Source organism: Paenibacillus sp. J22P165, assembly GCF_059692015.1.
The window spans coordinates 331561-356929 of the sequence record NZ_JCAUAP010000009.1 but is presented as its reverse complement, the minus strand read 5'-3'; the positions used below and the strand labels follow the sequence as shown (position 1 = coordinate 356929).

The following is a 25369-nucleotide window of genomic DNA, read 5'->3' as shown; positions in this document are numbered from 1 at the left end:
ACAATGGTACAAAAGATCTAGTTCCATGGTATTATGAAAATGCAGGATATCCTAAATTTTGAAGGGTTGTGTTGTCATGTCCACGGATGCATTGAGAGTGAAGATTATTCAGAAAGCTTGGGAAGACGCCGATTTCAAGGCACGCTTGTTGGCAGATCCCCGTAGTGCGCTGAAGCAGGACTTCGGCATTGAAGTTCCTGAAGATATTGAGCTAAGTGTACTGGCAGAAACACCAGCTCATTATGCGCTGGTCATTCCCCCGCAACCAGAGGAAATGGATCAATTGAAACCTACTGGGGCAGAAGTGAAGTTTTCTTGGAACTAGGGTTGGAAACTAGAGGGAATCGGACGATGGCTTCGGTTCCTTTTCCTTTTTCACTGTAGAATTCTAAGGTGCCCTCCATGACTTCGATGATACGAAAGGTAACCATCAGGCCAAGGCCGGTTCCTTTCGATTTCGTTGAGAAGTAAGGCTCTCCTAGTTTCGCGATCTGCTCCGGCTCCATGCCTTCACCGTTGTCTACAATTCGGAGGACTGCGGTTCCTCCCTCGGCCCAAGCGTTGATGGTAATGTGGCCATTTTCTTGAATGGCCTCGATACTATTCTTGATGATGTTGATCAATGCTTGTTTGAACTTGGATGAGTTGCCCAGAATGATTTGGGGTTCGGGCACGTGGACCTCCAGCTCACCATTGTTCAGCAAGATCAGCGGCGTCATCATGGTTTCGATCTGTGCGAGTTCATGCTGCAAATTCAGCTCTACCAGGGTATCCAGCTCTGGTTTCGCAAAGGTCAGGAAGTCCGTTATGATGCTTGACGCTCGATCCAGCTCCTGGATGGCTAAGCTAAAGTAGGACTTGTCGTGATCCACTGATTTTCCAGAGAGTAGCTGTAAAAAGCCTCTTGTGACCTGAAGCGGATTGCGCACCTCATGAGCAATGGATGCGGCCAGTTCGCTGATGATCTCCATTTTCTCCGTCCGTTGCAGTTGGTGATTGTAAAGCTCTAGCTCCTTGGAGTAGGATAGGAGCCGGGCATAGTCAGATGCAATGCGGCGGTTCAGGATTATCACTAGGGAAGCGATCAGAATGATGATGCCAAGCTTCCAAAAACTGAATATACGAAGTGTATCTATCGCGTACATCAGCGAGAGATCTGCCACACTGCAAAGGGTAAAGCTCAGAATACCCAGGGAGAGGATCAGGGAAAGCGGATTCTGCATGGCGTTCCGAAAGGCGAGGACGCTGACGAGAATTAATTGTCCGATAATGAGCGGTGCACCCAGCCAGAAGGTCAGAAACCCGTAAAGAGAATACAAGGGAGTTCCGATGATTTTATACAATACCATTATGCAGAAGCTAATCAAATAATAAACGACGAGCCAGCTGAACACCCGCTTAAACCATGGGTACCGACCTTCAAATATATGGATGACGAAGTACAGCAGGGCAGGAAACAAAATATAAATAGACGTATCAAATAGAAATACGAAAAAGTGTCCAAGCTCAGGAAAATAGTAGTAAGGCATAGCCGAGTAGGTCATGATTAAGATGCCGCTGCACATGACGAATAGGGTCAGCGCCAAGGCGGTGCTGCGTTGGGACCGGTTTAGGTACCAGGAGCAGAGAAGCATCAAGAATGACAGGAAAACGAAGCCTCCTCCCAGCAACAAGTTAGGCAGTTCCTTGCGGACAGCTTGCCGGGAGTTTTCAGGAAGCTCACCAAGCTGGACAGCACTGCTGATGCCTGCCCGTTCCTTTGCCGTGAGCCGTAGATAGAGATCGCTAGTTATCTCAGTATGATCAAGCGGCAGTTGGAGAAGGGTGCGCTCGAAGTCAAAGTTGTGATTAACCTGATAGACGGGCCTGCCGTTCTCATAAACCATTACGTTCATGGCGTATAGGCGTTCAATATACAAACCGGGTTTGGAAAGGTTGGACGTCGGGGGAACCGTCAGGTGAATCCATGCGCCGACATTCCCTTCGGGTATGGCATCGAACGGGTGCTCAGCCGTGGCAGACAGCCACTCTCCGCCTATGTCAGGTAGGGCCTCTTCTGGAGCTCCCACAGGAATCCATTGTACTTCCCAGGTGGTTATTGGAGTATTGGTGGAATTCTCCGATGAGCTTAAATTGGGATACAAGAGCAATGCCAAGAAGGCAGCTCCGCCTAATGTGAGTAGTAACAAGATTAATTGAAAACGCTTCATTTGCGCACCTCATGGGGGAATACCAAAATTTTCATGTATACCTATAGATTCGACAAAATTATGCATACATCCTTTCGTCTCCGACAAATTTTTACAAATCCCTTTATGCGCCAAAAGACCCACTTCACAACCGTATACGAACGGATAGAAGAGGGTCTGCATTTAGATTATGGCATTACATGCTGTCGGCCAGCCAGAATGGCATCAGCCAAGATATCGATCTGATTTTCTATGATGCTTCTTCTTCATTAATTATTTTACGTATTCCCCAAAAGAACCAATCTCTCCCGTAAACCTTCCATAACCTCTTTAGGCACTTCCCTAATCGTGATGTCTCCACCTAAGAAAAGCAGCCAATTTGTGATTTCGGCCAACTCATCTGAGTGATGAACATTGATAAAAGTTTTTAAAATACCCGTAGACTGATAAGGATTCGTGTATGAAATGGACATGTTTAACGGATGGTATTTTTTGAACTGAGCAATCGCTTTTGGACCAAGTTCAAGGATAAGATTGATGACTTTTTCCTGTTTGCTCAGTTGTTCTAGAATCTTCTTCTTGGTAATTCTTTTTTTCCCAGAGTAGGGTGTAACATCGGTGAGATTGTCGACAGGTATAATCCGCGGCTTCTCTTCCTCTAGGTCAAAGCCTTCAATTTGCCAAGAACTTTTTTCACGATATAAGTGCAAGAGATAAATGGGATAAGTTTTTATTTCCCTTCCTATTTCTACGGAAACCACTAAGTAGCTATCCATAATAATGATTTGGATAAGCTGTTCTAACATAGGATGGGGCAGATCTGACAGATCAAGCAGGTCGGGATTGAGGGGGTTGGTTCCCTCGAATAGCAAGATTTGATTTAACAGAACAAGATCATCTTGCTGGTTTTCCGAGATGAGTCCGAGTAATTTTTCCGCTAAAGAGTGGCGACTCTTGAGATAGGGGAGTTGTTGATTTCTAGTGGCCATAAAGGCAATAAACAAGGCTTTGATCTCATTATCGGTAAAGCGGACAGTTGGTAGGACGGAGTTTTTCATGACAAAATAACCCCCGTCCCTCCCGACTTCGGCGACAAGCGGCATTCCCATCGACTCAATTTCTCTGATATCTCTAATGGCTGTGGAACGAGAGATATGAAATTCCCGCATAATCTCAGAAATGGTAAAGTGGGCGCGGTTGTTGATATACCGCATGATGATGTTGATTCGTTCTACTTTTTTCATCGGGTCCTCTAAACAGTATCATATTTTGACATGGTTTATGGTTATTATAAACCTATCAAATAGAAAAACAAATCATCCATTTGAAAAGAGGAGATGTAAGTATGACATTGTATACCCTTGAGGAGAAAGACAGTTTTACTGTTCTAGGTATTGGCACGGAGCTGAAGAGCGATTACACGGATTATGCTGGCATGAATCAAGAGAAGGAAAACTTTTGGAAGGCAGTTGACCAAGATGGAAGGCTTGACGATTTAAAGGCTATCGCTACGAACGACTACATCTTTGCGGTGAATGAAGCCGTAAATCATAAGAGGATGTATTATGCTGGCGTTATGACAGGAGGATCTGTACCAGAAGAACACAGGGTGATCCAATTCCCTAAGGGACAATACCTCGTCATTAAAGGCGAAGGGAAGACGGCTGATGAGTTGAGTAGTAAGCTTACTGGCATTGCCTTTGGTCAAGTCTTGCCAGCAGCCGACAATTTTGCCTATGTTGGCGGGCCTAATGCAACGGTTGAGATGGGTCAACGAGATGGCTTTGTATTTGGGGAAATGTGGATTCCGGTTGTTATGAAGTAAACTAGATTAGAGGAGGAATAAGATGAGTACGATCATCAGTAATGAAAAAATGGTGAAAATAGAGACCCGCCCTTTTGGAAGTATGGCCGTTTATTGGACTGTTACAATCATACTCGCGTGCTCAATTGCCTTAAGCGGTATCGGGCAACTCATGCGATATGGGGGGAATGTGGATTTAGTGACCGATATAGGTTTCCCGTTATATGTTACTAACATTCTCGGGACTTGGAAGTTGCTTGGCGTCATTGCAATCGTAATGCCAGGTTTCCCTAGGCTTAAGGAATGGGCTTATAGCGGTATCTTTTTTCTAATGACGGGTGCGGCCTTATCTCATGTGTTCGCTAACGATTACGGTGATTACGGATTCCATATTATTCTTCCGCTTTTCTATGCGGCCCTAAGTATTGCCTCTTGGGCACTGCGTCCGAAAAACCGCAAACTTTAATAAGTAGTAGGGATTTCATTGGGTCCTCTAAACAGTATCACATTTTGACACTATTTAAGGTTAAGATAAACGTATCAAGTAACTCATCCATTAAAAAAAAGGAGATTTAATTATGACAATGTATACCCTTGAGGAAAAAGACAGTTTTATCGTTCTAGGTATTGGCACGGAGCTGAAGAGCAGTTACACGGATTATGTTGGTATCAACCAGGAGAAAGAAAACTTTTGGCGGGCCGTTGAGCAAGATGGAAGGCTAGAAGTTTTAAAATCGCTTGCCACAAATGAGTATATTTTTGCTGTGAACGAAGCAGTAAATCACAAGATGATGTATTATGCCGGAGTTATGACAGGAGCAACGGTACCGGAAGAACACAGGGTGATTCAATTCCCTAAGGGACAATACCTCGTCGTTAAAGGCGAAGGAAAGACAGCGGATGAGTTGAGTAATAGGCTCACTGGCATTGCCTTTGGTCAAGTCTTGCCAGCAGCCGACAATTTCGCTTATGTTGGCGGGCCAAATGCAACGGTTGAGATGGGGCAGCGAGATGGCCTCGTCTATGGAGAAGTTTGGATTCCTGTAGTTGGGAAATAAGCGAGGTCATGGGAGGGATGAGCGTGTCGAAGATCGTTGATTTTAAAAATGTGTCTACGGTTGGTTTAGAGTCATCACCAGTAGTAGAAGCACTTGCTGGTTTACGTGCGAATGAAGCCCGTTATTTTATGAACAAATACAAACATGAATTTACGGTGATACCCGCTAGTGAAAGTCAGGACAATCTTGATTATGTAAACCTCGTTCTGAAAGAACGTGATATTCAGTTTGCGGCTAAACCGTTAGAAACGTCTCGTTTTCAAGTGGAAAACATCCAATTTACCTACGTCTTTTATGAGGATGGTCTTGGGATCAATGTCATGTATACGGTTGATGACCCTAAGAAGCGGGCTGTTGGTTTTAAGCTTTCTGAGGGGATGGAAGTACCTAAGGAATTGGAAGAGAAGAAGTTTAAATTTGCTAGACAGAAGTCTAAACTAGCTGGGACGATTCGAGGTTCGTTCTTTGTGATTAAAGGACAATATTAAGGTTTCAAATGTGATTTCGACAAAGTGGAGCAAGAAGGAGAAAGGCCGGCATATTTCTGTATTAGACATAAATACTTCGAGGAATGAATAGCTGCTTACTGAATACAGGGCCATCATATGGCGTACGATCCCAGAAATGAGGTCGTACGCCATTTTCTTTTGAGACAGCCGTAAATTAGATTAGTCACTTTACTGCTTCGCAGCGACCTTGGAGGCCACCTTACTAGTTAAAAATAGGGAAGGAACGATCATGATGACCATGAGGATGCTCGCTGTTAAGAAACCGGCTTGGTAGGCAGATGCCAACTGGGAAACATCCGGAGTCGCAACTTTCAACTGATTGACGACAATGGTTGCTAATACGGCTGAACCGAAGGCGCCGCCGATATTTTGAACAATGCGGGTGGCGATACTGGCTTGTGGAATTTGCGTTTTGGCTAAACCTGTATAGGCATCACTCATTAATGGGATTGCTACGCCGCCAACGCCGATGCCGCGAATAAGGAGTACAATTGCAATCATCCAATAACTCGTATGTTGATCAAACCAAATAAAAGGAATTGTTCCAACTAAAGAAATTACGATCGAGATGATGACAACAATCTTGGCACCGATGCGATCAATCATTTTCCCGATTAGGGGCCTTACAAGCAACATGCCGACCCCCTGAGGGATTAAAGATAAGGAAGCGACGATGATGGAATCATTGCGCACATTCTGAAATAATAGCGGCAGCAGAAGCATTGGACCCATTGTGCCGATCCCAGTTAGGAATAAGCCGCAGAAAGATGCGCTAAAGCTTCTAAACTTAAATAAGTTTAAGGGCATAATGACTGTTTTCTCATTCCAAAGTGCGTACATGACATAAATGACTGTTAATACAGCGCCAATAAGGATGAACGTTATGGTTTTCGTATTAGTAAAACCCGCCATCTCCGCAGCTGCAGTGATACCGTAGATAAAACTAACCGAAATACCACCGAGCAATAAGATCCCTAGCCAATCAAGTTTCGCTTGGTGGTTGGCAGGGGGGAAGCTGGGCAGCTTTTTATGAATAAAGTATAGCGTGATGAACACGACGGGAACATTGATGAAGAAGATCCAATGCCAGGAAAGATAGTCGACAAGGACCCCGCCAATAACGGGTCCCAGAATTGGCCCTAGAACCATGGGAAGACCGACAATAGACATTAATCGACCGAGCACTTTTTGGCCGGCCGCTTGTATTAAAAGTGTTGTTAACAGTGGCATAATTAAACCTGCGCTAAAGCCTTGAATAAGACGGAAAGCAATCATACTAGCTAAATTCCATGAGAGTCCTGAGGTAACCGAACCAATCAGGAAAACGATCTGAGCGGCGATATACACCTTTTTCCCATCAAATCGCTGAATTAACCATCCCGAAAAGGGAACTGCTATTCCTGTAGCTAATACATAGCCAGTCACGATCCATTGAATGTTATCGAGTGAGGCACCGAAAGCCTTGGCAAAATCATTCAGTGCGATGTTCACCATAGTTCCATCCAACATGGGGGCAATCGCACCAAGGACAAGTACAAATGCCATAGTTAACAAGGGCCTAGGTATTTTTTCATCTTCTTTTGTAGCCATGATACAAGCTCCTTTCTATATAAGGTACAAATTGAACCTTATTTACATAATGAACTATACATCGCTTTGAACGAAGTTGCAAGGTACAATATGTATCTTAAATTCATGTTATACTCATTACATAGAATTTGATGAGGAGTTTTGAAATGCCAAGTATAAGAAAACGAGGGAAAGAGCTTGAGAGCGCCATATTGGAAGCAGCATTTGAGATTTTCCAAACGTCTGGCTATCCAGAGATGACATTCCAAAATGTCGCCAAAAAGGCGCAAACAAGTCGTACCGTCTTATATCGTCAGTATGAAAGCCAAATGCACCTGCTACATGCCATGGCACATTATCGCATATCACAAGTGTTCGGTGAGTCTACGTTACTTGACCTCATAGAAGACCATGGAAGCCTACGCGCAGATTTACTCGCGGCTGTTCATGTGTATCAACGTTTCTTGGATGCGATTGGCCCCGAACTGTTCGGTACTGTCTTGTTGGAACTGAGTCGAAACCAGGAAAGTTGGAAGGAAGTCTTGCTTCATGCGCACGAAAAAAACGTGCAAATCATTCAAAAGATTGGGGAATTCGCACAGAAGCGTGGAGAAATAACGGATAATTTCACGCCTATGCAGTTACAGATACCTTTTAACATGATGAGATATGAATTTATGATTCAAGGTGGCAAGCTGACCGATTCCTACTTGCGTTTATTGGTTGATGAGGTTTTGCTGCCGATTTACTTGAATAACGAGGATCCATCTCAGTCAACAAGTAGGAAGTAGGATAAAGTACACTCACTTATCGCTGTTTAACTTGGCCGCCGCTAATAACGAACGAGCTTTCTCCGGGTCGGTCTCTAGTGTTACTCGGTACGTTAACATAAAGTTAAGTGTTTCTAGCATCCGATCAAATTCCTCTTTCTTACGTTCGATTTCGTTTATTTTCTGTAAAATCCATTCGATAACTTGCTGATTGGTACGAGTGTTTGTATCGTGATCCTGCAAAATGTCCTTCAGTTCAATAAGTGAACAACCGATTCCTTGGAACTTTTTAATGAGTTTCAAACGCTCGATCGCTTCGTCCGAATAGGTGCGGTAGTTATTTGTCTCCCTTTGGACATGTCGCTCGTCTAGTAATCCTTCCTTCTCATAGTAACGGATGGTGTGGACCGATAATCCTATTTTTTCAGCTAATTCCTGTATTTTCATCGAGAGTGCCTCCTTCTAAATGCTTGCCTTAGAGTTCACTCTATAGTTTACAGTAGAGTTGTGGTTTTTCAAAAAAAGGCTTAGGAGGCACATAAGATGCGTATTTTCGTAACAGGAGCAACAGGATATATTGGTTCCGCTGTCGTTCATGAACTTATCCAAGCGGGTCATCAGGTGGTCGGCTTAACTCGCTCAGATCGTGGTGCTGCACAATTAGAGCAAGCAGGTGCGATCGTGCATGTCGGGTCGCTTGATGACCTCGAGAGCCTGAGCAGTGGAGCAGCCGCTGCAGACGGCGTCATTCACCTGGCGTTTGAGCATAACTTCGCGGATTTCGCTGGTGCGCTTAGGACCGATCTTCGTGCCATCGAAACGATGGGCGAAGCGCTGAAAGGCTCAGGCAAGCCTTTCGTGATAACGGCTCACGCCAATGGCGAAGCGTCGGAGAAAGCCGCGATTGCGTTCGGGCAGCAAGGCGTGCGCACATCGATCGTTTCGCTAGCACCAACCGTACACGACGTAGGTGATAAGGGATTTGTGCCGAGATTGATCCAAATCGCGCGGGATAAAGGTGTGTCCGCTTATATCGGCGACGGAACTAATCGCTGGCCGGCTGTACATCGTTTAGATGCAGCGTCTTTGTTCCGCTTGGCGCTGAAGTCAGCCCCAGCAGGGTCACGTTTGGACGGTGTGGACGATGAGGGCGTGCCATTTCGCGACATCGCAGGTGTCATTGGTAAGCATCTCAACCTGCCAGTGGTGAGTATTTCACGTGAAGACGCGAATGCGCACTTCGGCTTCCTGGGCATTCTTACGGCACTCGATATTCCTAGGTCGAGCGTAGATACAAAGGTTCTTCTAGAGTGGCGTCCAGTCCAAGTCTCGCTCATGCAGGACCTTGAGCAGGGACACTATTTTACAGTGTGATCGGGACTGCTACAGGCCTCATTGGTGAAGACGCAGGCAAATCAATAGTTTTTTTTCTAGTCTTGTAGAAATCCAAACATCTTGAACGACATGATAGTGAAACTAAATTTCAATATGATTTTATAGAGGAGGCGTTTTGAATGAGATGTAGAACGGATCAGATTTTATGTAGGGGCACCCACGTAGGGTGCTCTTTATTTTACTCTGCAGGCAAGCTAGGAGGGCTTGTCATCCTATGTTCTTTTAAATACGGCATGGGAAAATTATGGTAATATATTTAGAGAGTATCATTCCTATTATAATTTATGGAGGCGCTTACTTATGGATCAACAGTTGCAGCAAGAGGGATACTTTGGAGAGTTTGGCGGGAGCTTCGTTCCACCAGAATTGCAGGAAGTGTTGAATTATTTGAGTGAGCAGTTCAACAAGTTTAAAGACGACCCAGAGTTTAAGGAAGAGCTTCGCTATTACTTGAGCGAGTATGTCGGTCGCGAGAATCCACTGACCTATGCAGAGCGCTTGACCAAAGCTTGGGGAGGACCGAAAATTTACTTAAAGCGCGAGGATTTGAATCATACCGGAGCGCATAAGATCAACAATGCCATTGGCCAAATTCTGCTCGCTAAGCGAATGGGGGCTAAGCGGATCATTGCCGAGACGGGTGCGGGTCAGCATGGTGTGGCTACGGCAACAGCTTGCGCTATGTTTGAAATGGACTGTGTCATCTACATGGGAGCTGAAGATACGCGCCGACAAGCGCTAAATGTATTCCGCATGGAGTTGCTTGGCGCAACGGTCGTACCGGTTCACAATGGCCAAGGCAGATTGAAGGATGCAGTAGATGCGGCGCTAGACGATCTGGTTCGCAATTATACAAATACATTTTATTTGCTCGGTTCGGCAGTGGGTCCACATCCGTTTCCGACGATGGTCAAGCACTTCCAGGCTATTATTAGTGAAGAATCGAAGCGTCAGATTATGGAAAAAGAAGGCCGTTTACCAGATGCGGTCGTCGCTTGCGCAGGTGGCGGTAGCAATGCGATTGGTGCATTCGCTCATTACATAGATGAACCGACTGTTCGCCTGATCGGTGTTGAGCCGGATCAAGCACCATCTTTAACGCAAGGTGTCCCGAGCATCATTCACGGCTTTAAATGTCTTGTGTTGCTGGACGAAGAAGGCCAACCGAGGAAAACCTATTCGATCGCAGCGGGCTTGGACTATCCTGGTATTGGGCCGGAGCATAGCCATCTGAAGGTGACGGGCCGCGGAGAATACGCAACGGTCACCAACGAGGAAGTGTTGGAAGCCTTCCAAGAGCTGTCCCGCACGGAGGGAATTATCCCAGCATTAGAAAGTGCACATGCGGTTGCATACGCGAAGAAGTTGGCACCGACGATGGGTCAAGATCAGATCATTATCGTTAATCTGTCTGGTCGCGGGGATAAGGATGTTGAGCAAGTGTATCAAATGCTGAAATAGTGTAACGGATGCATCAGTTAGTACAATACATATATGCAGACTTACATGAAGGAAAGGACGTCCAATGGGGCGTCCTTTCCTCGTTTCTCGTGTTATCGAAGGCCGAGTGGATCACAAGGGCAATGAACGCTTTTTTCTATACGATTAATAAGGTTTGACATGAGCATCCATGCTTCGCATTTTTATCGATTATGACGAATTGTTTGGCTGGATTAAGATTTCATCATCATCCCAAAACGATGCCATTTTGAAGTAAGCCCCTTCCCGATAAGATGAAAATAACGAAGGTGAAGGGAGGGAAGTTGAACAGCTGACGACCGCGTGTAGCGAAACGGGTATAACTAGCGCAGGTGCAACGGAGCAAGTGATTTGCCAATAGGAGAGGAGACGATTGACAATGAGAAACCCTTTTTCACTCCGAATGTCCAAGCTTACAGCAACGATGATGACGGCTATTCTGCTTTCCGCCTGCTTCAATTTTTCTTCAGCCGTTCAGGCAACATCCACCTATGACACGGCCGTATTGGCTGACAATCCCGTTGGATACTGGCCTTTAGCTTCCGCGGTAACGACGGATCAATCTGGTAACGGGATGAACGGCACCTTCACCGGAAGCCCGACGAACACGACGATGCCGAATGGGGACGCAGCTCCGGTATTCAACGGGACGAATCAATATTTTACAATTCCTGATAACGACTATCTTGAGGTTACGCGCACAGGCATCTTGACCGTCGAGGCTTGGATGCGGCCGGATACACTGCAATTTACGAACTATGAGAGCAGCGGGTATGTGCATTGGATGGGGAAAGGGACATCCGGACAACATTCCTGGGTGGCGAGGATGTACAATCAGACAAACACCGAAAACCGTCCAAACCGCATCAGCGGGTATTCATTTAATTTGAGCGGCGGCTTAGGTGCAGGCTCCTACTTCCAGGATACGGTGACCGCCGGTCAATGGATTCACTATACCTTGGTGATTAATACCGTAAATACGAGCTCCACATACACAACAGGTTACACCAAGGTGTTTAAAAACGGCGTCCTGCGTGATCAAGACAAACTATCGGATTACAGCATCGTTCCAGGCAACGGAACGGCTCCGATGCGAATCGCCACGCGAGATCTCGCTTCGTACTTCCAAGGCGCAATCGGCAAAGTTGCCGTGTACGATTATGAGCTGACGCCTACCCAGCTGGCTGCGCATTACAGCTCGATGACCAACTAAGCTATATAGCAGCTTAGACAGTGAAAAGGACGATCCTCCGAAGCGATTCGGTCAGGATCGTCCTTTTTTCACTGGCACCGAGCTCGCCTGAACTCGCTCGGCGTAATGCCTGTATGCTTTTTAAACATGCGGTTGAAGGAAGCAATCGTGTAATAGCCGACAAGCGTAGAGACGTCTTGGATTTTGAGGTCCGTCTTCTCCAGCAGCTCCATCGCTTTATTCATTCGGACTGTATTCACATAATCGCTAAAGTTGGTATCTGTTTTCTCTTTGAAATAGGTTGATAAGTAAGCGCCTGTAATGTTTAATTTATCGGCTAGTAAGTCCAGCGATAGATCGCTGCCGAAATGCTCATTGACGTAGTTCGTTACGAAACTGGTAATGTGGTCGGTCGCTTCTTTCTTCTGACGAATATCCGAGGCGGACTGTGTTAGGATTTCTTTAAAAAACTGCTGAAATTGTTCCAGTGTGCGGCAATTCTTGAGAATATCCGCTGGGCTCCTCTTGTCATCGAGCAAGGAGATCGGATTATGGCTAGAATAGAGTGTTTTAATAATCAAGTTGACGATTTCCTTGGCAAGGTCATGGATCTGCGCGTAGGAAGCGCCGCGTTTAACGGCGAGCTCTAGCGTTTTCGAAACGATAGGAATGGTGATCGCTGGGTTACCCGAAGTCAAATTCGCCGTAAATTCTTTCATATTAGCCGTTGTGAACCAGAGATCCGGAGGCAGTGTTTCCTTTTCCCGAATGATTTGGACACCTTCCCCAAGCTTCCGTTGTTTGGCTAACAGCAGCGTGTTTTCGAAAGCTTCGTTGAAAATGAACGCATTGTCATGGACAGGGCTCACGGCTATGGTTACTGAACAATAGGACGCATCCAGTTCAAATATTTTTTTGATATCGATTAACAGATTGTCCAATACGGAAAGCTCGGAATCGTTTGTAAAAATAATGGTCAGAATTTGATCCTTCTCAATTTGGAAGGTCAAGGCATCTTTATAGGCCTGAATAAACTGCGATTGAACGAATTCCTTAATGTAATACGAAGCGCGATTAGGGTCCATGTCCATAGCGGCTAACTGGTTGTCGATATACATGAGCTGGTATAGGACGATGACATAAGGTTTATCGGAATCAATAGATATTTTTGCATCCTCAATATCGGTATGAATCATTTTCACCTTATTTAAGTAGGCGTAGTGCTTGAGCAAGGAATTTTTGCTTAGTAAGTCCCGGTTAATCGTTTCGTTGGTTAGAAATAAATCATGCAGCTTCTGGCTAATGACATTGAACTCGCGAATTGGACTGACAAAGGGTGCACTTTGGGGACGATCCATCTGTTGAATGGAACTAATAATGGTGGTGAGCGGGTTGTTAAACCGTTTGGCAAAGAGAATGGACATGCCGACTCCGATGATAATGGAAAGGAATATTAGTCCAACCATAAACACATTTAGCTTAAAGAACTGTTCGGAAATGGTAGCAAAAGGCACGATCAACACATAGGTGTTCCCGGTCACTGCCCCTTGTTTGTAGAAATAATAATTGGTGCCTTCCAAATAATAACCGGAACTGCCAGTGTGCGGCTTCAAATGCAGAGGATCCTTGCGACTGCTTACGGCGTACGTTGTGCCCTCAGCGTCATCCAAAATATAGAAGTCGGAATCGGCCTGAAAATGGCTGAATGCCTCAAACATTTGATCGCTGTCTAGCAAGGCGATAATGGATAAGCCGTCCGTTGCGGCGCTTTTGAAAAGAACGGGGTTAAAATTCCCAAAACTTCTAGTAGAGAAGCTTGTACGTTCTTGAAATTCCGCAGAAGGGTACACCCGGAAGGAGAGCGAAGATTTTCCGGTTTCCGTTGACCAGAACTGCTCTGGATACGTGGGGGACGTATAAAATTTGCTAAACATCATTTGCGCATCTCGGGATCCATCTTTATCGATAACAAAGTCACGGTTCGGAAAGTAATAAATGATGTTATATAAAGAAAGCTGATTGTTCGCTAACACATTTTGCAGTTCGCGTTGCACCTGACTTGAAATAATAAAGTCGAGTTTCTCCGGATTATTTTTGAGCGCTTCGGTATGGGTGTTGAAATATAGGCTGACTAACAGACTTTTGATTAACGAAATGTTTTTCTCATAGCTGGCAACGGTCGTATCGAGATTCAGACTACTGTTCTTAATAATTTCTTCTCGAATGCTGCTTCGAAAGAAGGTAAAGGAGGCTACATTAAAGGATACGAGTAGCAAAATGATGATAATGAAACTGATCAATAGTCGGTAGAACAAGGACGTGCTGTATCTTTTTCTAGGGACATAGGCGGTTTGCATAGTCGTCTCCTTTCGCTAGCCAGTAGTATGTGGAAATTATAGCATGGTGAAATTTATGGTGTGAGAAAATATTTACAATTCCTTATATGAATTTTTACGATTCTTATTATTATTCTCGATTTTGAGAAATTTGCGAATGAGTTGATGAGGAAGTGGATAGTCGGCACGGCATTTTTCCGATACGATGGGCTTGTCGATACAGAGCCTCAATAACCAGAGGGGGGCAACCCACATGGAGAAAAAGGAGAGATGACTATTGCGTACGAACCCATCGGCCGCCACGACACAGACGTCTGTTTCGCAAGCGAATCTCCGGTCGAAAAGAAGTACCTATCTGAAGCAGTGGAAACGAGGGAAATATTTATTTCTTCTCTTTCTGCCTACCTTGCTGTTTTATTTACTTTTCAAGTACGTTCCTATGTTCGGCTTGGTCATTTCTTTTAAAAATTACAATTTGTTTAAGGGTGTCTGGGCAAGTGAATGGGTCGGCTTCAAGTATTATAAGTTGTTTTGGGAAAATCCCGACTTCTTTAAGCTCATCTACAACACGTTCATGCTCGGAGTCTACCGGCTAATCTTCGGTTTTCTTGCACCGATTCTATTGGCGCTCCTTCTAAATGAAGCAAGGCACGCGTTCTTCAAACGATTCGTACAAACGGTCAGTTATTTGCCCCATTTTATATCCAATGTGGTGGCGGCGAGCATGGTGCTCATGTTCCTTTCGCCTTCCAGTGGTATCGTGAACCACCTGATTCAAGTTCTCGGCTTTGAGCCGATTAACTTCATGGTGATGCCTGACATGTTCCGCTCGGTCTATGTCATTTCGGAAATCTGGCAGCATGTCGGCTGGGAAACGATCATTTATCTGGCAGCCTTGACGTCTATTGATCCTCAATTGTATGAGGCGGCGGAGATGGATGGCGCAAGCAGGTGGAAGAAAATAACGAATGTCACGCTCCCGGGTATTACGCCGGCCATTGTGATCGTTTTTATTCTGAATGTTGGGCACGTTCTCGATATCGGTTTCGAAAAAGTGTTTCTGCTCTATAATCCCGCCATCTATGAAACGGCTGATATTATTAGCACCTATGTGTACCGTACAGGGATCGGTCAGGGCAACTACAGCTATGCGACGGCCATTGATTTGTTTACAGGGATCGTCAGTTTAGTATTCATATACTCCGCCAACTGGATTAGTCGAAAAACGGGAGAAACCAGCTTGTGGTAGAAAGGAGGTACGCTTTATGAAAACGAAATTTGGTGTGACTGACCTACTGATCATCCTAGTGCTGCTTGGGGTCGTCGCCGCAACGCTGTACCCCTTTGTGTATATGATGGCTGTCTCGTTCAGCGATAGTACGCACATTTTAAAAGGCGAAGTTACGCTTTGGCCAAAAGGATTCAACGTGGAGATGTACAAAATCGTCTTACACGATCCGCGCATTTCCTCCGCCTATATCAATACCATTCAATATGTGGTAGTCGGCACCTTGGTTTCACTAATTATGACAGCCATGGGCGCGTTCGCGATTTCCAAAAAGGAGTTGCCGCATCACAAGCTGTTCACACTGCTCATTGTGTTTACGATGTTTTTCAGCGGTGGTATGATTCCGACCTTCCTGGTCGTCAAAAGCTACGGATTGGTAGACAGCCTATGGTCCATGGTGCTCCCTACGGCGGTCAGTACGTGGAATCTCATCGTGATGCGAACTTTTTTCTCCGCAATGCCCAAAGAGTTGGAAGAATCGGGTAAAATGGACGGATTAACCGATCTCGGTATTTTCTTTCGGCTCGTGCTGCCGCTTTCCAAAGCGGTGCTTGCCACCATCGGACTTTTCTATGCCGTTGGCATCTGGAATAACTTCTATTCCGCCTTACTCTACCTGCGCAACCAGGATATGTTCCCACTCCAAGTTGTTCTACGCAATATCGTCTTGCAAGGGCAGATTAACTCAGCTAACGTATCCAGCGTAGGCGGCGATAATTTGGTCGTTGATGATGCCTTGAAATTTACAACCATCCTTGTTTCCACTGTACCGATCCTCCTTGTGTATCCGTTTCTGCAAAAATACTTCGTCAAGGGGGTGATGATCGGTTCAGTGAAAGGTTAGTTCATATTCAGTAATAAAAAGGCAGTGGGTCTAAACAAATGAAAAGGGAGATGGGTTCTATGAATAAAACAATAAAAGGGATTTCAATTTGTTTAGCTTTGGGACTATCCATGACGGCAATCGCCGGTTGTTCGACGAGTACGAACGAGACTTCGACGGCAGCGCCTGCTGCCAGCGCGGGGTCAACGGCCGCAGCTCCTGCGCAAGTGGTTAAACAATCCTTTACCGCGCTCAATTATTCAAATCCAAGCTGGCCTTACAATAAAGATAATATTGCCTGGAAATTAATCGAAGAGAGAACTGGTGTTTCCCTGAATGTGCAGCTGCCGTCCGGGAAGCTGGATGACGCGCTTAGCGTTACAATTGCTTCGGGTAATTTGCCGGATTTGATGATGACGCAGGACAAAAAGTTGGCGGATAAGTACGGACAGCAAGGTGCATTGGTTAATATTTTGGATTATGTAAATGAGATGCCGAATTTAAAGAAATGGATGGAAAAGTACCCGGTTGATACGCAAAATACGATTTCGTCGGATGGCAAAATGTATATGTTCCCGAATGCAGGAATCGGGGAAACGAATCGCATGATTTGGATGTATCGCGATGATATATTTAAGAAGCTGGGGCTCTCTGAGCCGAAAACGTGGGATGAATTGTATGCAGCGCTTAAGAAAATAAAAGAAGCTTATCCGAAGAGCTATCCGCTTTCCTTCCGGAACGGCTTGCAGCGTCTCTTGAATTTTGCTCCAGCCTTTGGCACCGGTTCGGATGTGTACTATGATTTTGATAAAAAAGAATGGCGCTATGGTCCGCTAGAAGACAATTACAAGCAAATGATCGTGTATTTAAATAAATTTTATAAAGAAGGCCTCATTCCTCCTGATTTCTTATCTGCAGATACGAAGCTTTGGCAAGACCTGATGTCTACGGAGCGGGCGTTTGTCACCGTCGATTACATCGGACGGATTGATTTCTTCAACTCCGCTTTGCGCAAAGATAAAGCAGACTTTAATCTGGCTTTCATGGGGGCGCCGACCGGATTTGCAGGGGCACCAGCTAAAAATGCGTACACGCAATATTTGGACGAAGGCTTCATGATCGCGACATCGTCGAAAAAAATTAAAGAGATTCTGAAGTTTATGGATTTCTTCTACAGTGAAGAAGGCAAAACGTTGGCCAGCTGGGGGAAAGAAGGCGTCACGTACAAAACGGAAAATGGCAAGAAGCAGTTTATTGAGAAATATGCGGATGTCGCAGACATGAGAAAGAAAAGCGGTATTTCTACGGACGGCACGTACGCGTGGTTCGATTATGATGCGCATCTTTCCCTCTCATCGCCTGAGCTGCAGAAGGCTTATCAGGAAGCGCCGAAATATGATAGTCAGCAGCAGCCTCGTCCGGCGTTCACAAGCGCTGAGATGGAAACTCTCTCTCTAAGCGGGGATACGATTATGAAGAAGCGCGATGAGAATATTTCCAAGTTCATCGTTGGTGAACGCAGTCTGGAAGATTGGCCGAAATATGTGAGTGACATGAAGGCGTTAGGCGTTGATAAAATTGTAGACATTTACAAAAAAGCGTATGATCGAGCTTTGAAAAAATAAAGTCGTTTTCACAAGAAGGCAGGATCAGGGAGTGTCCCTTATCCTGCCTTTTTGTGTTCTATTGAACTAAATGTTCCAAATCAGGCTGCAATTTGGTCCGTAGAACATACAGCATGATAGCACCAACAAGGAATGCGACGGTGTCTGCAATGACAAGCGACCAGACAACCCCGTGGAAGCCATTCATGCGATTGGCGATATACAACACCGGAATAAGAGTAATACCTTGAATGACGGACATAATAAACGCGGCAGTCCCTTGCGCAGTTGCTTGGAAGATCCCCGTAAACAAAGTGGTCATTCCCGTGATGAACAAGGATAAGAACGTCACATGTAGAATATAACTGCCCATTTCAATTAACTGCGGGTCATTCGTAAATAAACCAATCAAGTGATCGGAAATCAGGTAGACGATGATACCGAATATGACGGCTAACGCTATAATCGCTTTGATCATAAATCCTATGGTTTGCTTCATACGTAATTTATTTGCTGTAAAAGAGAAGGCAATCAGCGGTACGACTCCCTCGCATAAGCCCATCAAAATAAACTCAGGAAATTGCAATAAACGTGATGAGATTCCAAAAGCCGCTGTAGCCTGATCTCCATATTCGATAAGAAAATGGTTTAAAATAAGTGACATTGCACCCAAGAATATACTCATAACAAAGACGGGAACTCCGATTTTGAATACATTGCTCAGAATGTCCTTAGTAATCTTGAACCATTGTGCAGATATCGTTAAGAACTGGCTCTTATATCTCATATGAAAGGCGTAAAAGATACTTGCAACCAAGTTAGAAATGACCGTAGCAGACGCAACACCGATCACGCCCCAATGGAAGACGAAGATGACTAGGGCATCGAGAATAATATTCACAACAACACTCAGAATCATACCGACCATAGATGTGATTGCGGCACCCTCCGAGCGTACTATATTTTCCAATGTGAAGAATAAGACGACGAATGGTGAACCGATAAGCATAATTCTGACATAGTCTTTTGTAAATCCGAAGGAGTCAGGCGTTGCCCCCAGGCCGTGGACAATGGAATCGATCAACGGGAGGCCAACAGCCATCACGATAAGACCTAGAACTAAACTGCTGAAAAAGGCGAATGAAGATACATGCTTAACATCATCATATTTTTTCTCGCCTAGCAAACGGGAGATGAATGTACCGCTGCCCATGCCAATCAGGTTACCTAGTGCCATAATGACCGCGAATAAGGGCAAGGTTAGTGCGAGTGCGGTTAACATGGCCGTATTGTTCAGTGTACCAAGGAAATAGGCATTTAAGATGGCATATATGACACTCATTGACGTGCCTAGCATCATCGGTACAGCGAAATGAGCGACAGCTTTAGCAATGGGCGCTTTTTCAAAATAATGGAGGTTTTGTGCATCCATGTGAGTCACTTCTTTCTTCGTTGAATTTGTCTAACAGCGTTAGATTGAACCTTACAGTGTTAGATGATATCATGAAGCTATGAACCTGTAAAGAACAAACTTACACTGTTAGATAAAAAGGACGGATAGCAATGAAAAAACAGCAGCCTCAAATTTCGGAGGATAAGATTTTAGAAAGTTCGTGGGAACTTCTGGAGGAGGAAGGCATCGAGAAATTCAGCATGAGGCGGTTGGCCGACCGGCTTGGCATTCAGGCACCCTCTCTGTACTGGTACTTCAAGAGCAAGCAAGATCTCTACCAGCGTATGGCCAACCATGTGTCGAAAATAATTCTGGAGGAGTTCCATTCCGACGGAGACTGGAAGGAGCAAATGGCGGAGTTCGCGGTAACGGTACGGAGTGTGCTCCGACGGCACTCCTGTTCCACGCAGCTCATGATGATGACGCTCCCCCACGAGCCGGACATCATCCGGTTCACCAATCGTATGTTAGTCTGTATGGAATCGACGCCGCTCGAGCAAGAGCAGAAATTGCAAGCAGTTCTTACGCTTGTGAATTATGTGTTCTATTTCGTTCTAGATGATTATGAGCATCAGCGCAATGTGTCCGCTATCCGTAAGGAGCAAGGAGATCATCCCAATGGGGAGATGATCCGTCTTCTGGACTCCATGAGCGAGACAGATGCTGGCCTGTTTCGGAGAATGTACATGAGCCGAATGTTCGATCTGATGGGGACTGACGAGGCGTTTCAGTTCGGTTTGAAGTTAATTCTGTTGGGGATTGAACAGGTAATAAAGGAGCAGGGAAAGTAGTATAGGCTAGGGGCTGTCCGATAAGTAGATTCTTCTACTGTAGGGTGGCCTTTTTTTGTACCGTACAGAATGGCCACTGTTTCCAGCGTTGATTTATACCAAAATAATAAAGAAGAAGGAAATGGGTCGAAAAATAGCGAAAGTTAATATTTGGTAGGTTTAGGAATTGTTGAAGTTAATAACGTTATGACAATCACACAGGGGGAACGCGTCAATGGTTTTCGGAAACAGATTTTTAAAAGTGCTGCTTGGTCTTTTTCTAGCAGTTTCAGGGCTCTTTATGGCTCAGCCACAAGCTGAGGCGGCATCCTATTCTTCTTATTGGTATCCACAAGGAAAAGTTGGATTAATGAAACCAACGATCGTGCTTGAAATTATGAAAACGGATATTACACCTGAATTCAAAAGTTTTACGATGAAAATCGATCAAGTTAAAGTGGATGCGAAGTGGGACATGGGCAGAATGATGATGTCGTATACGCCATCCACTGACTTAAAAGTGGGCGAGCATACCGTTCATATTGTCATGGAGCTAAAAGATGACAGCTACTTACCGCTTGAGAGAAGTTGGACATTTATTGTTGACGAAAAAGCAATTTCTGATCTGCCTTCTACGCCTACAGCCCAGCAATTAGAAGGCATTAAGGCGATAAACGATTATCGAGTTATTCATGGTTTGAATCCACTTACCTTCAACAAAAATCTTACCTATGCGGCAAAGCTGCATGCGCAATATTTAGAAACGAACAAGGTCGTCGAAACAGGAGTATCGATGCACGAAGAAAACAGTAAACTCCCGGGCTACATCGGAAGTAAACTATACGAGCGCGGCCTATACGCAGGTTACGCGGGTAATTTTTCAGAGGACGTATCTTACAATGGAAGCTCGAAAGTAGCGATCACACAAGCGATAGATGGTCTTTTCGATGCCCCTTATCACCGGACTCCGTTCTTAACGCTGGATGCCGTAGAGATTGGTCTCGATAAACAAGGTGATTATACAGTGATTGAATTTGGACTAACGAATGAATGGAACTCGCGATTAGTCGTTTCTCCGGCTCCTGGCGATCCTTACGTTCCCATTAATTTTGATGGTCACGAGACGCCGGACCCGATACGCGGCCATTCCGGTTCAAAGTACCCTGTCGGTTATCCGATCATGGCACAGCTATCAGGAAGATTTGTTAGAGATGTCAAATTAGTAGAATCCAAACTGACCGACAGTACAGGCAAGAGCTTGGAGTTATTGCTGAATACGCCGGTTGATGATGATCATCTGCAGACCGAGGTTATGTTGATTCCGACCAAGCCGCTCTCTCCGGATACCGTTTACACGGCATACGTTAAATTGTCCGTTATTGAAGATAATAAACCCAAAATCTATGAAAAGAAGTGGGAATTTCGTACGGAACCTATTGCGTATTTAGGGAAAAATAAATTACATAGCGATTCATCGCTGTATCTGAAGAAAATGAGCGAACCTAGCAAGTTACAGCATGTGGTTTCTTTTGGACTAACCGATAATAAATTCATCCTGGATGATGTTAAAGTGCCAATGAAGCAAAAGCCTATCATTAAAGAGGGAAGCTCTTACCTTTGGATTAGAGATTTAGCAGGGGCACTCGGGGCATCGGTAGAATGGGACGATACTCAGAAAGCAGCCATATACACAAAACAAGGCAGAACGATCACACTTTTTACGTCTAAAAGTGCGTATATGCTAAATGGTGTAGAAGTTACAACGGACTCTCCGGCTATTTTGGACAACGATTCTACGATTATCCCGGTGAGACTGCTATCTGAAGTGCTCGGCGCTAAGGTTGAATATGAGGAAAAGACACGAACAGTCAGAATTAGTTACTAACTCAGCAGCGAAATATCGCATAGGCGTTTATTATATTGTAATCTCTTTTGAGATCGTAATATTTTGGTATACTAGTAATAGATAAGAAATATGGTGAGAAAACGAGGGATGGAAATGTCGTATATCGTTGATTTTAAAAATGTGTCCACGGTTGGTCTAGAATCTTCACCTGTAGCAGAAGCGCTTGCTGGTTTACGTGCGAATGAAGCCCGTTATTTTATGAACAAATATAAGCATGAATTTATTGTTGTACCTGCTAGCGAGAGTCAGGAGAGCCTTGACTATGCCAACCAAATTTTGAAAGAACGTGATATTCAGTTTGCGGCCAAACCGTTAGAAACGTCTCGTTTTCAAGTGGAAAACATCCAATTTACCTACGTATTTTACGAGGATGGTCTTTCAATTAATGTGATGTACACAGTGGATGACCCGAAGAAGCGGGCTGTTGGTTTTAAGCTCTCTGAGGGGATGGAGATACCAAAGGAGCTAGAAACGAAGTTTAAGTTCGCAAGGCAGAAGTCTAAACTCGCTGGCACCATTCGGGGCTCATTTTTCGTCATTAAGGGTCAATATGAGTAAGCTTTCGTAAAATAGTAGCGTACAAGATACAAGCCTCTATTCCGAGTTACGGAATGGAGGCTTTATTTCATTTGTGGTGGGCAAATCCATTTAAGATTCACTAAAGGTTCGGAACCTAAGATAGTGACAGGATCCTTACACAGCTGATTCTGAATTCCAAATCATAAATGAAAGGCGATGAGAATGATGTTTAAGAAAACACATTTTGCAATAATACTATTGTTAATTTTAGCGATAACTTCTATGTTGACCGGGTGTACGACGACTTTACCATCTGCGACGCAATCTACACAATCTGAGAATACACCGACTACGCAGAGCGGAGACACACAGGCTACAACGCTTAAATATGTAGGTGAGATGGATAAAACCAAAATCACGACCTTTGATATAAAAGTAGGCGAAGCCGAATGGCAGGCCATGTTGGACAACGCGGCAGCGGAAGAATATATTTCAGCCAACATTACTATCAATGGTACGACAATTACAAATGTGGGCATTCGACCCAAAGGTAATTCCAGTCTTTCTTCCATTGTGCGTGATGAGGATACTGACCGATACAGTTTCAAAATAAAATTTGATGAGTATGTGGAGGGGCAAACGTGGCTTGGCCTAGACAAAATCGTGCTTAACAGCAATTTTTCCGATGCAACTAGCCTGAAGGAGTACTTATCCTATGACATTATGTCTTATATTGGCGTGGATGCACCGCTATTTACGTTTGCAGACATCTCACTCAACGGGGTGACATGGGGCTTTTATCTAGCTGTCGAGGATATCGACAGTAGTTATCTTGAACGTGTGTATGACGGCGAAGGCGAACTGTATAAGCCCGAAACAGCAATGGGCGCTGCGGGTAAGGACAGAGAGCAGTTGCCGGATGGTGCGAACGCAGAACAGGGAGAGAAGGGTGCCCAACCTCCTGAACAGAATGAGGGCGGTATGAGAGGCATGGCGAATAACGGCGTCTCCCTGCAATATACGGATGGAGAGAGCAGCAGTTATTCGGCGATCTTTGACAACGCGGAAACGAAGACCGATGAAGCTGACGAACAGCGCGTTATTGAAGCTTTGAAAAACCTCAGCGAAGGCAAAAATCTTGAAGCAAGTGTAGATGTTGACGCTGTGCTTAAGTATTTCGCCGCGCACACGGTGGTTGTCAATCTGGATAGCTATGTTTCTAATATGGGGCACAACTACTACCTTTATGAAAATGACGGTCAATTGAGCATCCTTCCTTGGGATTACAATCTTGCGTTCGGCGGCTTCCAGTCGGGTGATGCGTCAAATGTCGTGAACTTTCCAATCGACACCCCGGTTTCGGGGGTAAGCTTGGAAGATCGCCCTTTGATTGCCAAGCTGCTGGAAGTACCCGAGTATGGGGAGAAATACCATCAGTATTTACAAGAGATCGTTAACGGTTACTTCAGTGATGGTAAGTTCGAACAGACGATTGATAAGCTAGATGCGATGATTTCTGATTATGTAAAAAATGATACATCTGCTTTTTATAGCTACGAGGAATATGAAGCGGGGATTGCAGAACTGAAAAAACTTGGGACACTGCGCGCAGAGAGCATCCAAGGCCAGCTGAATGGAACAATACCAGCAACGACTGAAGGTCAGAAAGAGGACTCAAGTGCACTCATTGATGCATCATCTATTACGCTGAAAGCTCTAGGCTCACAGGGTGGTGGAGGTGAAGGAGGCCCAGGCGGTGAAGGTGGTTTCCCTGGAATGGGCGGACTGGATCGCGAATTTATGCAACAGGCTATGCAGCTCATTCAAGATGCTGGAGGAACCATTACGGATGAAGTAAAAGCCAAGCTTCTTGCGCTTGGACTGACGACAGAACAAATCACCATGTTTTCACAGAGGGGGAATGGTCAAGGAGGTCCGAATGGCAGGAAGTAATACAACTAGCGATATACAAATATCCTTTATTTGTAAATTAATGCTATACTAAGAGATATTTCAAATAAGGAGCTCAAAATGACAATAAGAACAATCATTCAGGCATTCCTATTCTCTTTGTTGTTGCATCTCTGCTATATGGCATTTCAAATCATCAGTGGTATCCTATTAACGACTCGCTATAAGCCTGAAATTACGGCTAATCTAACTGCTACGTACCCGGAAAGTACGATAGCCTTTGGAGTCAAGAACACGACCAGCCCCTTAACTATAGTAGTAACGATGGTGTTAGGTATGGCTCTATTCGCTGCTGCAAAGGTTGTCCTAGTAAAGGTCAGGAAGGCCTAAATTTAAAATAAACATATACGAAAGAGACCGTTGATTGTGGACGGTCTCTTTTTCATTATTAAGCTCCATACGACAAAAAAGGCAGATAAAATCGACTCTTTGACCGTCGCATGAGGGACCACAGACATAGAAAAAGCTTGGCAACTGGAAGTAGTTCATTAGAAATGATAGGATAACGGGCTCAATATCTCAACGCCAATAGATGATATCGGCCTATTTTATAAGAAAGAAAAAACCGATTAATTTTTTGAAAATAACGAAATGTACAGTAGTTTTAATAAAAAATAGAAAAATATGGGTCAAGCGTCATACTTTTTAGCAGTGCTGTTGTTTATATACGACATGCAGTGGTAGTAAATTCCCCCTAGGTCTTTTGAAACTGGTTAAACACTTAATAACTGGCT

23 protein-coding genes are annotated in these 25369 nt (G+C 44.7%); 17 read left to right on the top strand and 6 right to left on the bottom strand.

The window, feature by feature from the left end; translation table 11 throughout:
* Positions 1-76 precede the first annotated feature (76 nt).
* Positions 77-325 carry an NHLP leader peptide family RiPP precursor gene (locus AC58QM_RS24120; RefSeq protein ID WP_497287396.1) on the top strand — a complete coding sequence of 83 codons (249 nt, stop codon included), beginning with the start codon at positions 77-79 and terminating at the stop codon, positions 323-325.
* Here AC58QM_RS24120 and AC58QM_RS24115 read toward each other — a convergent pair.
* Together AC58QM_RS24115 and AC58QM_RS24110 are read right to left on the bottom strand one after the other, a co-directional pair.
* Positions 291-2210, bottom strand: a complete 1920-nt coding sequence (locus AC58QM_RS24115; RefSeq protein WP_497287395.1) for an ATP-binding protein — start codon at positions 2208-2210, stop codon at positions 291-293. The two genes, AC58QM_RS24120 and AC58QM_RS24115, sit on opposite strands and share 35 nt — an antisense overlap.
* 257 nt (positions 2211-2467) lie before the next feature.
* Positions 2468-3433, bottom strand: a complete 966-nt coding sequence (locus tag AC58QM_RS24110; protein WP_497287394.1) for a helix-turn-helix transcriptional regulator — start codon at positions 3431-3433, stop codon at positions 2468-2470.
* A gap of 101 nt (positions 3434-3534) precedes the next feature.
* Here AC58QM_RS24110 and AC58QM_RS24105 point away from each other — a divergent pair, with 101 nt between their 5' ends.
* The 4 genes from AC58QM_RS24105 to AC58QM_RS24090 all read left to right on the top strand — a co-directional run bounded on the left by AC58QM_RS24105 (position 3535) and on the right by AC58QM_RS24090 (position 5539).
* Entirely contained in the window at positions 3535-4014 is a 480-nt protein-coding gene (locus tag AC58QM_RS24105; protein ID WP_497287393.1) for a GyrI-like domain-containing protein, read from the top strand.
* A gap of 22 nt (positions 4015-4036) precedes the next feature.
* Positions 4037-4459, top strand: a complete 423-nt coding sequence (locus AC58QM_RS24100) for a DoxX family protein (RefSeq protein ID WP_497287392.1) — start codon at positions 4037-4039, stop codon at positions 4457-4459.
* Between the two features lie 112 nt (positions 4460-4571).
* Positions 4572-5051 (top strand): GyrI-like domain-containing protein, encoded by a 480-nt coding sequence (locus AC58QM_RS24095; RefSeq protein WP_497287391.1) that lies wholly within the window; start codon positions 4572-4574, stop codon positions 5049-5051.
* A gap of 23 nt (positions 5052-5074) precedes the next feature.
* Positions 5075-5539, top strand: coding sequence for a DUF8821 family protein (locus AC58QM_RS24090; RefSeq protein WP_497287390.1), 465 nt, complete (start codon positions 5075-5077; stop codon positions 5537-5539).
* Between the two features lie 189 nt (positions 5540-5728).
* On the opposite strand, the gene AC58QM_RS24085 is transcribed toward AC58QM_RS24090, so the two are convergent.
* Complete coding sequence (locus tag AC58QM_RS24085) at positions 5729-7150, bottom strand: MDR family MFS transporter (protein WP_497287389.1); 1422 nt, start codon at positions 7148-7150, stop codon at positions 5729-5731.
* A gap of 146 nt (positions 7151-7296) precedes the next feature.
* Here AC58QM_RS24085 and AC58QM_RS24080 point away from each other — a divergent pair, with 146 nt between their 5' ends.
* A complete protein-coding gene (locus AC58QM_RS24080; RefSeq protein WP_497287388.1) occupies positions 7297-7920 on the top strand; it encodes a TetR/AcrR family transcriptional regulator in 624 nt (207 codons plus the stop codon).
* A 12-nt stretch (positions 7921-7932) separates the two neighbouring features.
* On the opposite strand, the gene AC58QM_RS24075 is transcribed toward AC58QM_RS24080, so the two are convergent.
* Complete coding sequence (locus AC58QM_RS24075; protein WP_497287387.1) at positions 7933-8346, bottom strand: MerR family transcriptional regulator; 414 nt, start codon at positions 8344-8346, stop codon at positions 7933-7935.
* Between the two features lie 96 nt (positions 8347-8442).
* Between AC58QM_RS24075 and AC58QM_RS24070 the strand changes: the two genes are divergently transcribed.
* The 3 genes from AC58QM_RS24070 (at position 8443) to AC58QM_RS24060 (ending at position 11986) form a co-directional block, all read left to right on the top strand.
* Positions 8443-9273 (top strand): SDR family oxidoreductase, encoded by an 831-nt coding sequence (locus tag AC58QM_RS24070; protein ID WP_497287386.1) that lies wholly within the window; start codon positions 8443-8445, stop codon positions 9271-9273.
* A gap of 321 nt (positions 9274-9594) precedes the next feature.
* On the top strand, positions 9595-10755 hold the full coding sequence (trpB, locus tag AC58QM_RS24065; protein ID WP_497287385.1) for a tryptophan synthase subunit beta: 1161 nt from the start codon (positions 9595-9597) through the stop codon (positions 10753-10755).
* Between the two features lie 397 nt (positions 10756-11152).
* Entirely contained in the window at positions 11153-11986 is an 834-nt protein-coding gene (locus AC58QM_RS24060) for a LamG-like jellyroll fold domain-containing protein (RefSeq protein WP_497287384.1), read from the top strand.
* A 68-nt stretch (positions 11987-12054) separates the two neighbouring features.
* Here the strand turns inward: AC58QM_RS24060 and AC58QM_RS24055 are convergent, their stop codons facing one another.
* On the bottom strand, positions 12055-14322 hold the full coding sequence (locus tag AC58QM_RS24055) for a helix-turn-helix domain-containing protein (RefSeq protein ID WP_497287383.1): 2268 nt from the start codon (positions 14320-14322) through the stop codon (positions 12055-12057).
* A 334-nt stretch (positions 14323-14656) separates the two neighbouring features.
* Here AC58QM_RS24055 and AC58QM_RS24050 point away from each other — a divergent pair, with 334 nt between their 5' ends.
* The 3 genes from AC58QM_RS24050 to AC58QM_RS24040 are packed head-to-tail and all read left to right on the top strand — an operon-like array spanning position 14657 to position 18037.
* Positions 14657-15550, top strand: coding sequence for an ABC transporter permease (locus AC58QM_RS24050; RefSeq protein WP_497287443.1), 894 nt, complete (start codon positions 14657-14659; stop codon positions 15548-15550).
* A 16-nt stretch (positions 15551-15566) separates the two neighbouring features.
* Positions 15567-16433: a carbohydrate ABC transporter permease gene (locus AC58QM_RS24045; RefSeq protein ID WP_497287382.1), complete on the top strand. Its 867-nt coding sequence runs from the start codon at positions 15567-15569 to the stop codon at positions 16431-16433.
* A 59-nt stretch (positions 16434-16492) separates the two neighbouring features.
* On the top strand, positions 16493-18037 hold the full coding sequence (locus AC58QM_RS24040; protein WP_497287381.1) for an extracellular solute-binding protein: 1545 nt from the start codon (positions 16493-16495) through the stop codon (positions 18035-18037).
* A 58-nt stretch (positions 18038-18095) separates the two neighbouring features.
* Here AC58QM_RS24040 and AC58QM_RS24035 read toward each other — a convergent pair whose 3' ends face one another.
* Positions 18096-19448, bottom strand: a complete 1353-nt coding sequence (locus tag AC58QM_RS24035; RefSeq protein ID WP_497287380.1) for an MATE family efflux transporter — start codon at positions 19446-19448, stop codon at positions 18096-18098.
* A gap of 131 nt (positions 19449-19579) precedes the next feature.
* On the opposite strand from AC58QM_RS24035, the gene AC58QM_RS24030 reads away from it, so the two are divergent.
* The 5 genes from AC58QM_RS24030 (at position 19580) to AC58QM_RS24010 (ending at position 24965) form a co-directional block, all read left to right on the top strand.
* On the top strand, positions 19580-20260 hold the full coding sequence (locus AC58QM_RS24030) for a TetR/AcrR family transcriptional regulator (RefSeq protein ID WP_497287379.1): 681 nt from the start codon (positions 19580-19582) through the stop codon (positions 20258-20260).
* Positions 20261-20474: 214 nt separating this feature from the next.
* Positions 20475-22124 carry a stalk domain-containing protein gene (locus AC58QM_RS24025; protein WP_497287378.1) on the top strand — a complete coding sequence of 550 codons (1650 nt, stop codon included), beginning with the start codon at positions 20475-20477 and terminating at the stop codon, positions 22122-22124.
* A gap of 114 nt (positions 22125-22238) precedes the next feature.
* Positions 22239-22703 carry a DUF8821 family protein gene (locus AC58QM_RS24020; RefSeq protein WP_497287377.1) on the top strand — a complete coding sequence of 155 codons (465 nt, stop codon included), beginning with the start codon at positions 22239-22241 and terminating at the stop codon, positions 22701-22703.
* 183 nt (positions 22704-22886) lie between these two features.
* Positions 22887-24617, top strand: coding sequence for a CotH kinase family protein (locus tag AC58QM_RS24015; protein WP_497287376.1), 1731 nt, complete (start codon positions 22887-22889; stop codon positions 24615-24617).
* 78 nt (positions 24618-24695) lie between these two features.
* A complete protein-coding gene (locus AC58QM_RS24010) occupies positions 24696-24965 on the top strand; it encodes a hypothetical protein (protein ID WP_497287375.1) in 270 nt (89 codons plus the stop codon).
* Positions 24966-25369 lie beyond the last annotated feature (404 nt).

What these genes read in the sequence shown, in the direction of transcription:
- trpB (WP_497287385.1), top strand. Translation starts at nt 9,595, where the DNA reads ATGGATCAACAGTTGCAGCAAGAGGGATACTTTGGAGAGTTTGGCGGG.
- AC58QM_RS24100 (WP_497287392.1), top strand. Translation starts at nt 4,037, where the DNA reads ATGAGTACGATCATCAGTAATGAAAAAATGGTGAAAATAGAGACCCGC.
- AC58QM_RS24020 (WP_497287377.1), top strand. Translation starts at nt 22,239, where the DNA reads ATGTCGTATATCGTTGATTTTAAAAATGTGTCCACGGTTGGTCTAGAA.
- AC58QM_RS24025 (WP_497287378.1), top strand. Translation starts at nt 20,475, where the DNA reads ATGGTTTTCGGAAACAGATTTTTAAAAGTGCTGCTTGGTCTTTTTCTA.
- AC58QM_RS24045 (WP_497287382.1), top strand. Translation starts at nt 15,567, where the DNA reads ATGAAAACGAAATTTGGTGTGACTGACCTACTGATCATCCTAGTGCTG.
- AC58QM_RS24035 (WP_497287380.1), bottom strand. Translation starts at nt 19,448, where the DNA reads ATGGATGCACAAAACCTCCATTATTTTGAAAAAGCGCCCATTGCTAAA.
- AC58QM_RS24060 (WP_497287384.1), top strand. Translation starts at nt 11,153, where the DNA reads ATGAGAAACCCTTTTTCACTCCGAATGTCCAAGCTTACAGCAACGATG.
- AC58QM_RS24070 (WP_497287386.1), top strand. Translation starts at nt 8,443, where the DNA reads ATGCGTATTTTCGTAACAGGAGCAACAGGATATATTGGTTCCGCTGTC.
- AC58QM_RS24055 (WP_497287383.1), bottom strand. Translation starts at nt 14,322, where the DNA reads ATGCAAACCGCCTATGTCCCTAGAAAAAGATACAGCACGTCCTTGTTC.
- AC58QM_RS24115 (WP_497287395.1), bottom strand. Translation starts at nt 2,210, where the DNA reads ATGAAGCGTTTTCAATTAATCTTGTTACTACTCACATTAGGCGGAGCT.
- AC58QM_RS24010 (WP_497287375.1), top strand. Translation starts at nt 24,696, where the DNA reads ATGACAATAAGAACAATCATTCAGGCATTCCTATTCTCTTTGTTGTTG.
- AC58QM_RS24075 (WP_497287387.1), bottom strand. Translation starts at nt 8,346, where the DNA reads ATGAAAATACAGGAATTAGCTGAAAAAATAGGATTATCGGTCCACACC.
- AC58QM_RS24015 (WP_497287376.1), top strand. Translation starts at nt 22,887, where the DNA reads ATGATGTTTAAGAAAACACATTTTGCAATAATACTATTGTTAATTTTA.
- AC58QM_RS24120 (WP_497287396.1), top strand. Translation starts at nt 77, where the DNA reads ATGTCCACGGATGCATTGAGAGTGAAGATTATTCAGAAAGCTTGGGAA.
- AC58QM_RS24110 (WP_497287394.1), bottom strand. Translation starts at nt 3,433, where the DNA reads ATGAAAAAAGTAGAACGAATCAACATCATCATGCGGTATATCAACAAC.
- AC58QM_RS24105 (WP_497287393.1), top strand. Translation starts at nt 3,535, where the DNA reads ATGACATTGTATACCCTTGAGGAGAAAGACAGTTTTACTGTTCTAGGT.
- AC58QM_RS24080 (WP_497287388.1), top strand. Translation starts at nt 7,297, where the DNA reads ATGCCAAGTATAAGAAAACGAGGGAAAGAGCTTGAGAGCGCCATATTG.
- AC58QM_RS24085 (WP_497287389.1), bottom strand. Translation starts at nt 7,150, where the DNA reads ATGGCTACAAAAGAAGATGAAAAAATACCTAGGCCCTTGTTAACTATG.
- AC58QM_RS24095 (WP_497287391.1), top strand. Translation starts at nt 4,572, where the DNA reads ATGACAATGTATACCCTTGAGGAAAAAGACAGTTTTATCGTTCTAGGT.
- AC58QM_RS24030 (WP_497287379.1), top strand. Translation starts at nt 19,580, where the DNA reads ATGAAAAAACAGCAGCCTCAAATTTCGGAGGATAAGATTTTAGAAAGT.
- AC58QM_RS24040 (WP_497287381.1), top strand. Translation starts at nt 16,493, where the DNA reads ATGAATAAAACAATAAAAGGGATTTCAATTTGTTTAGCTTTGGGACTA.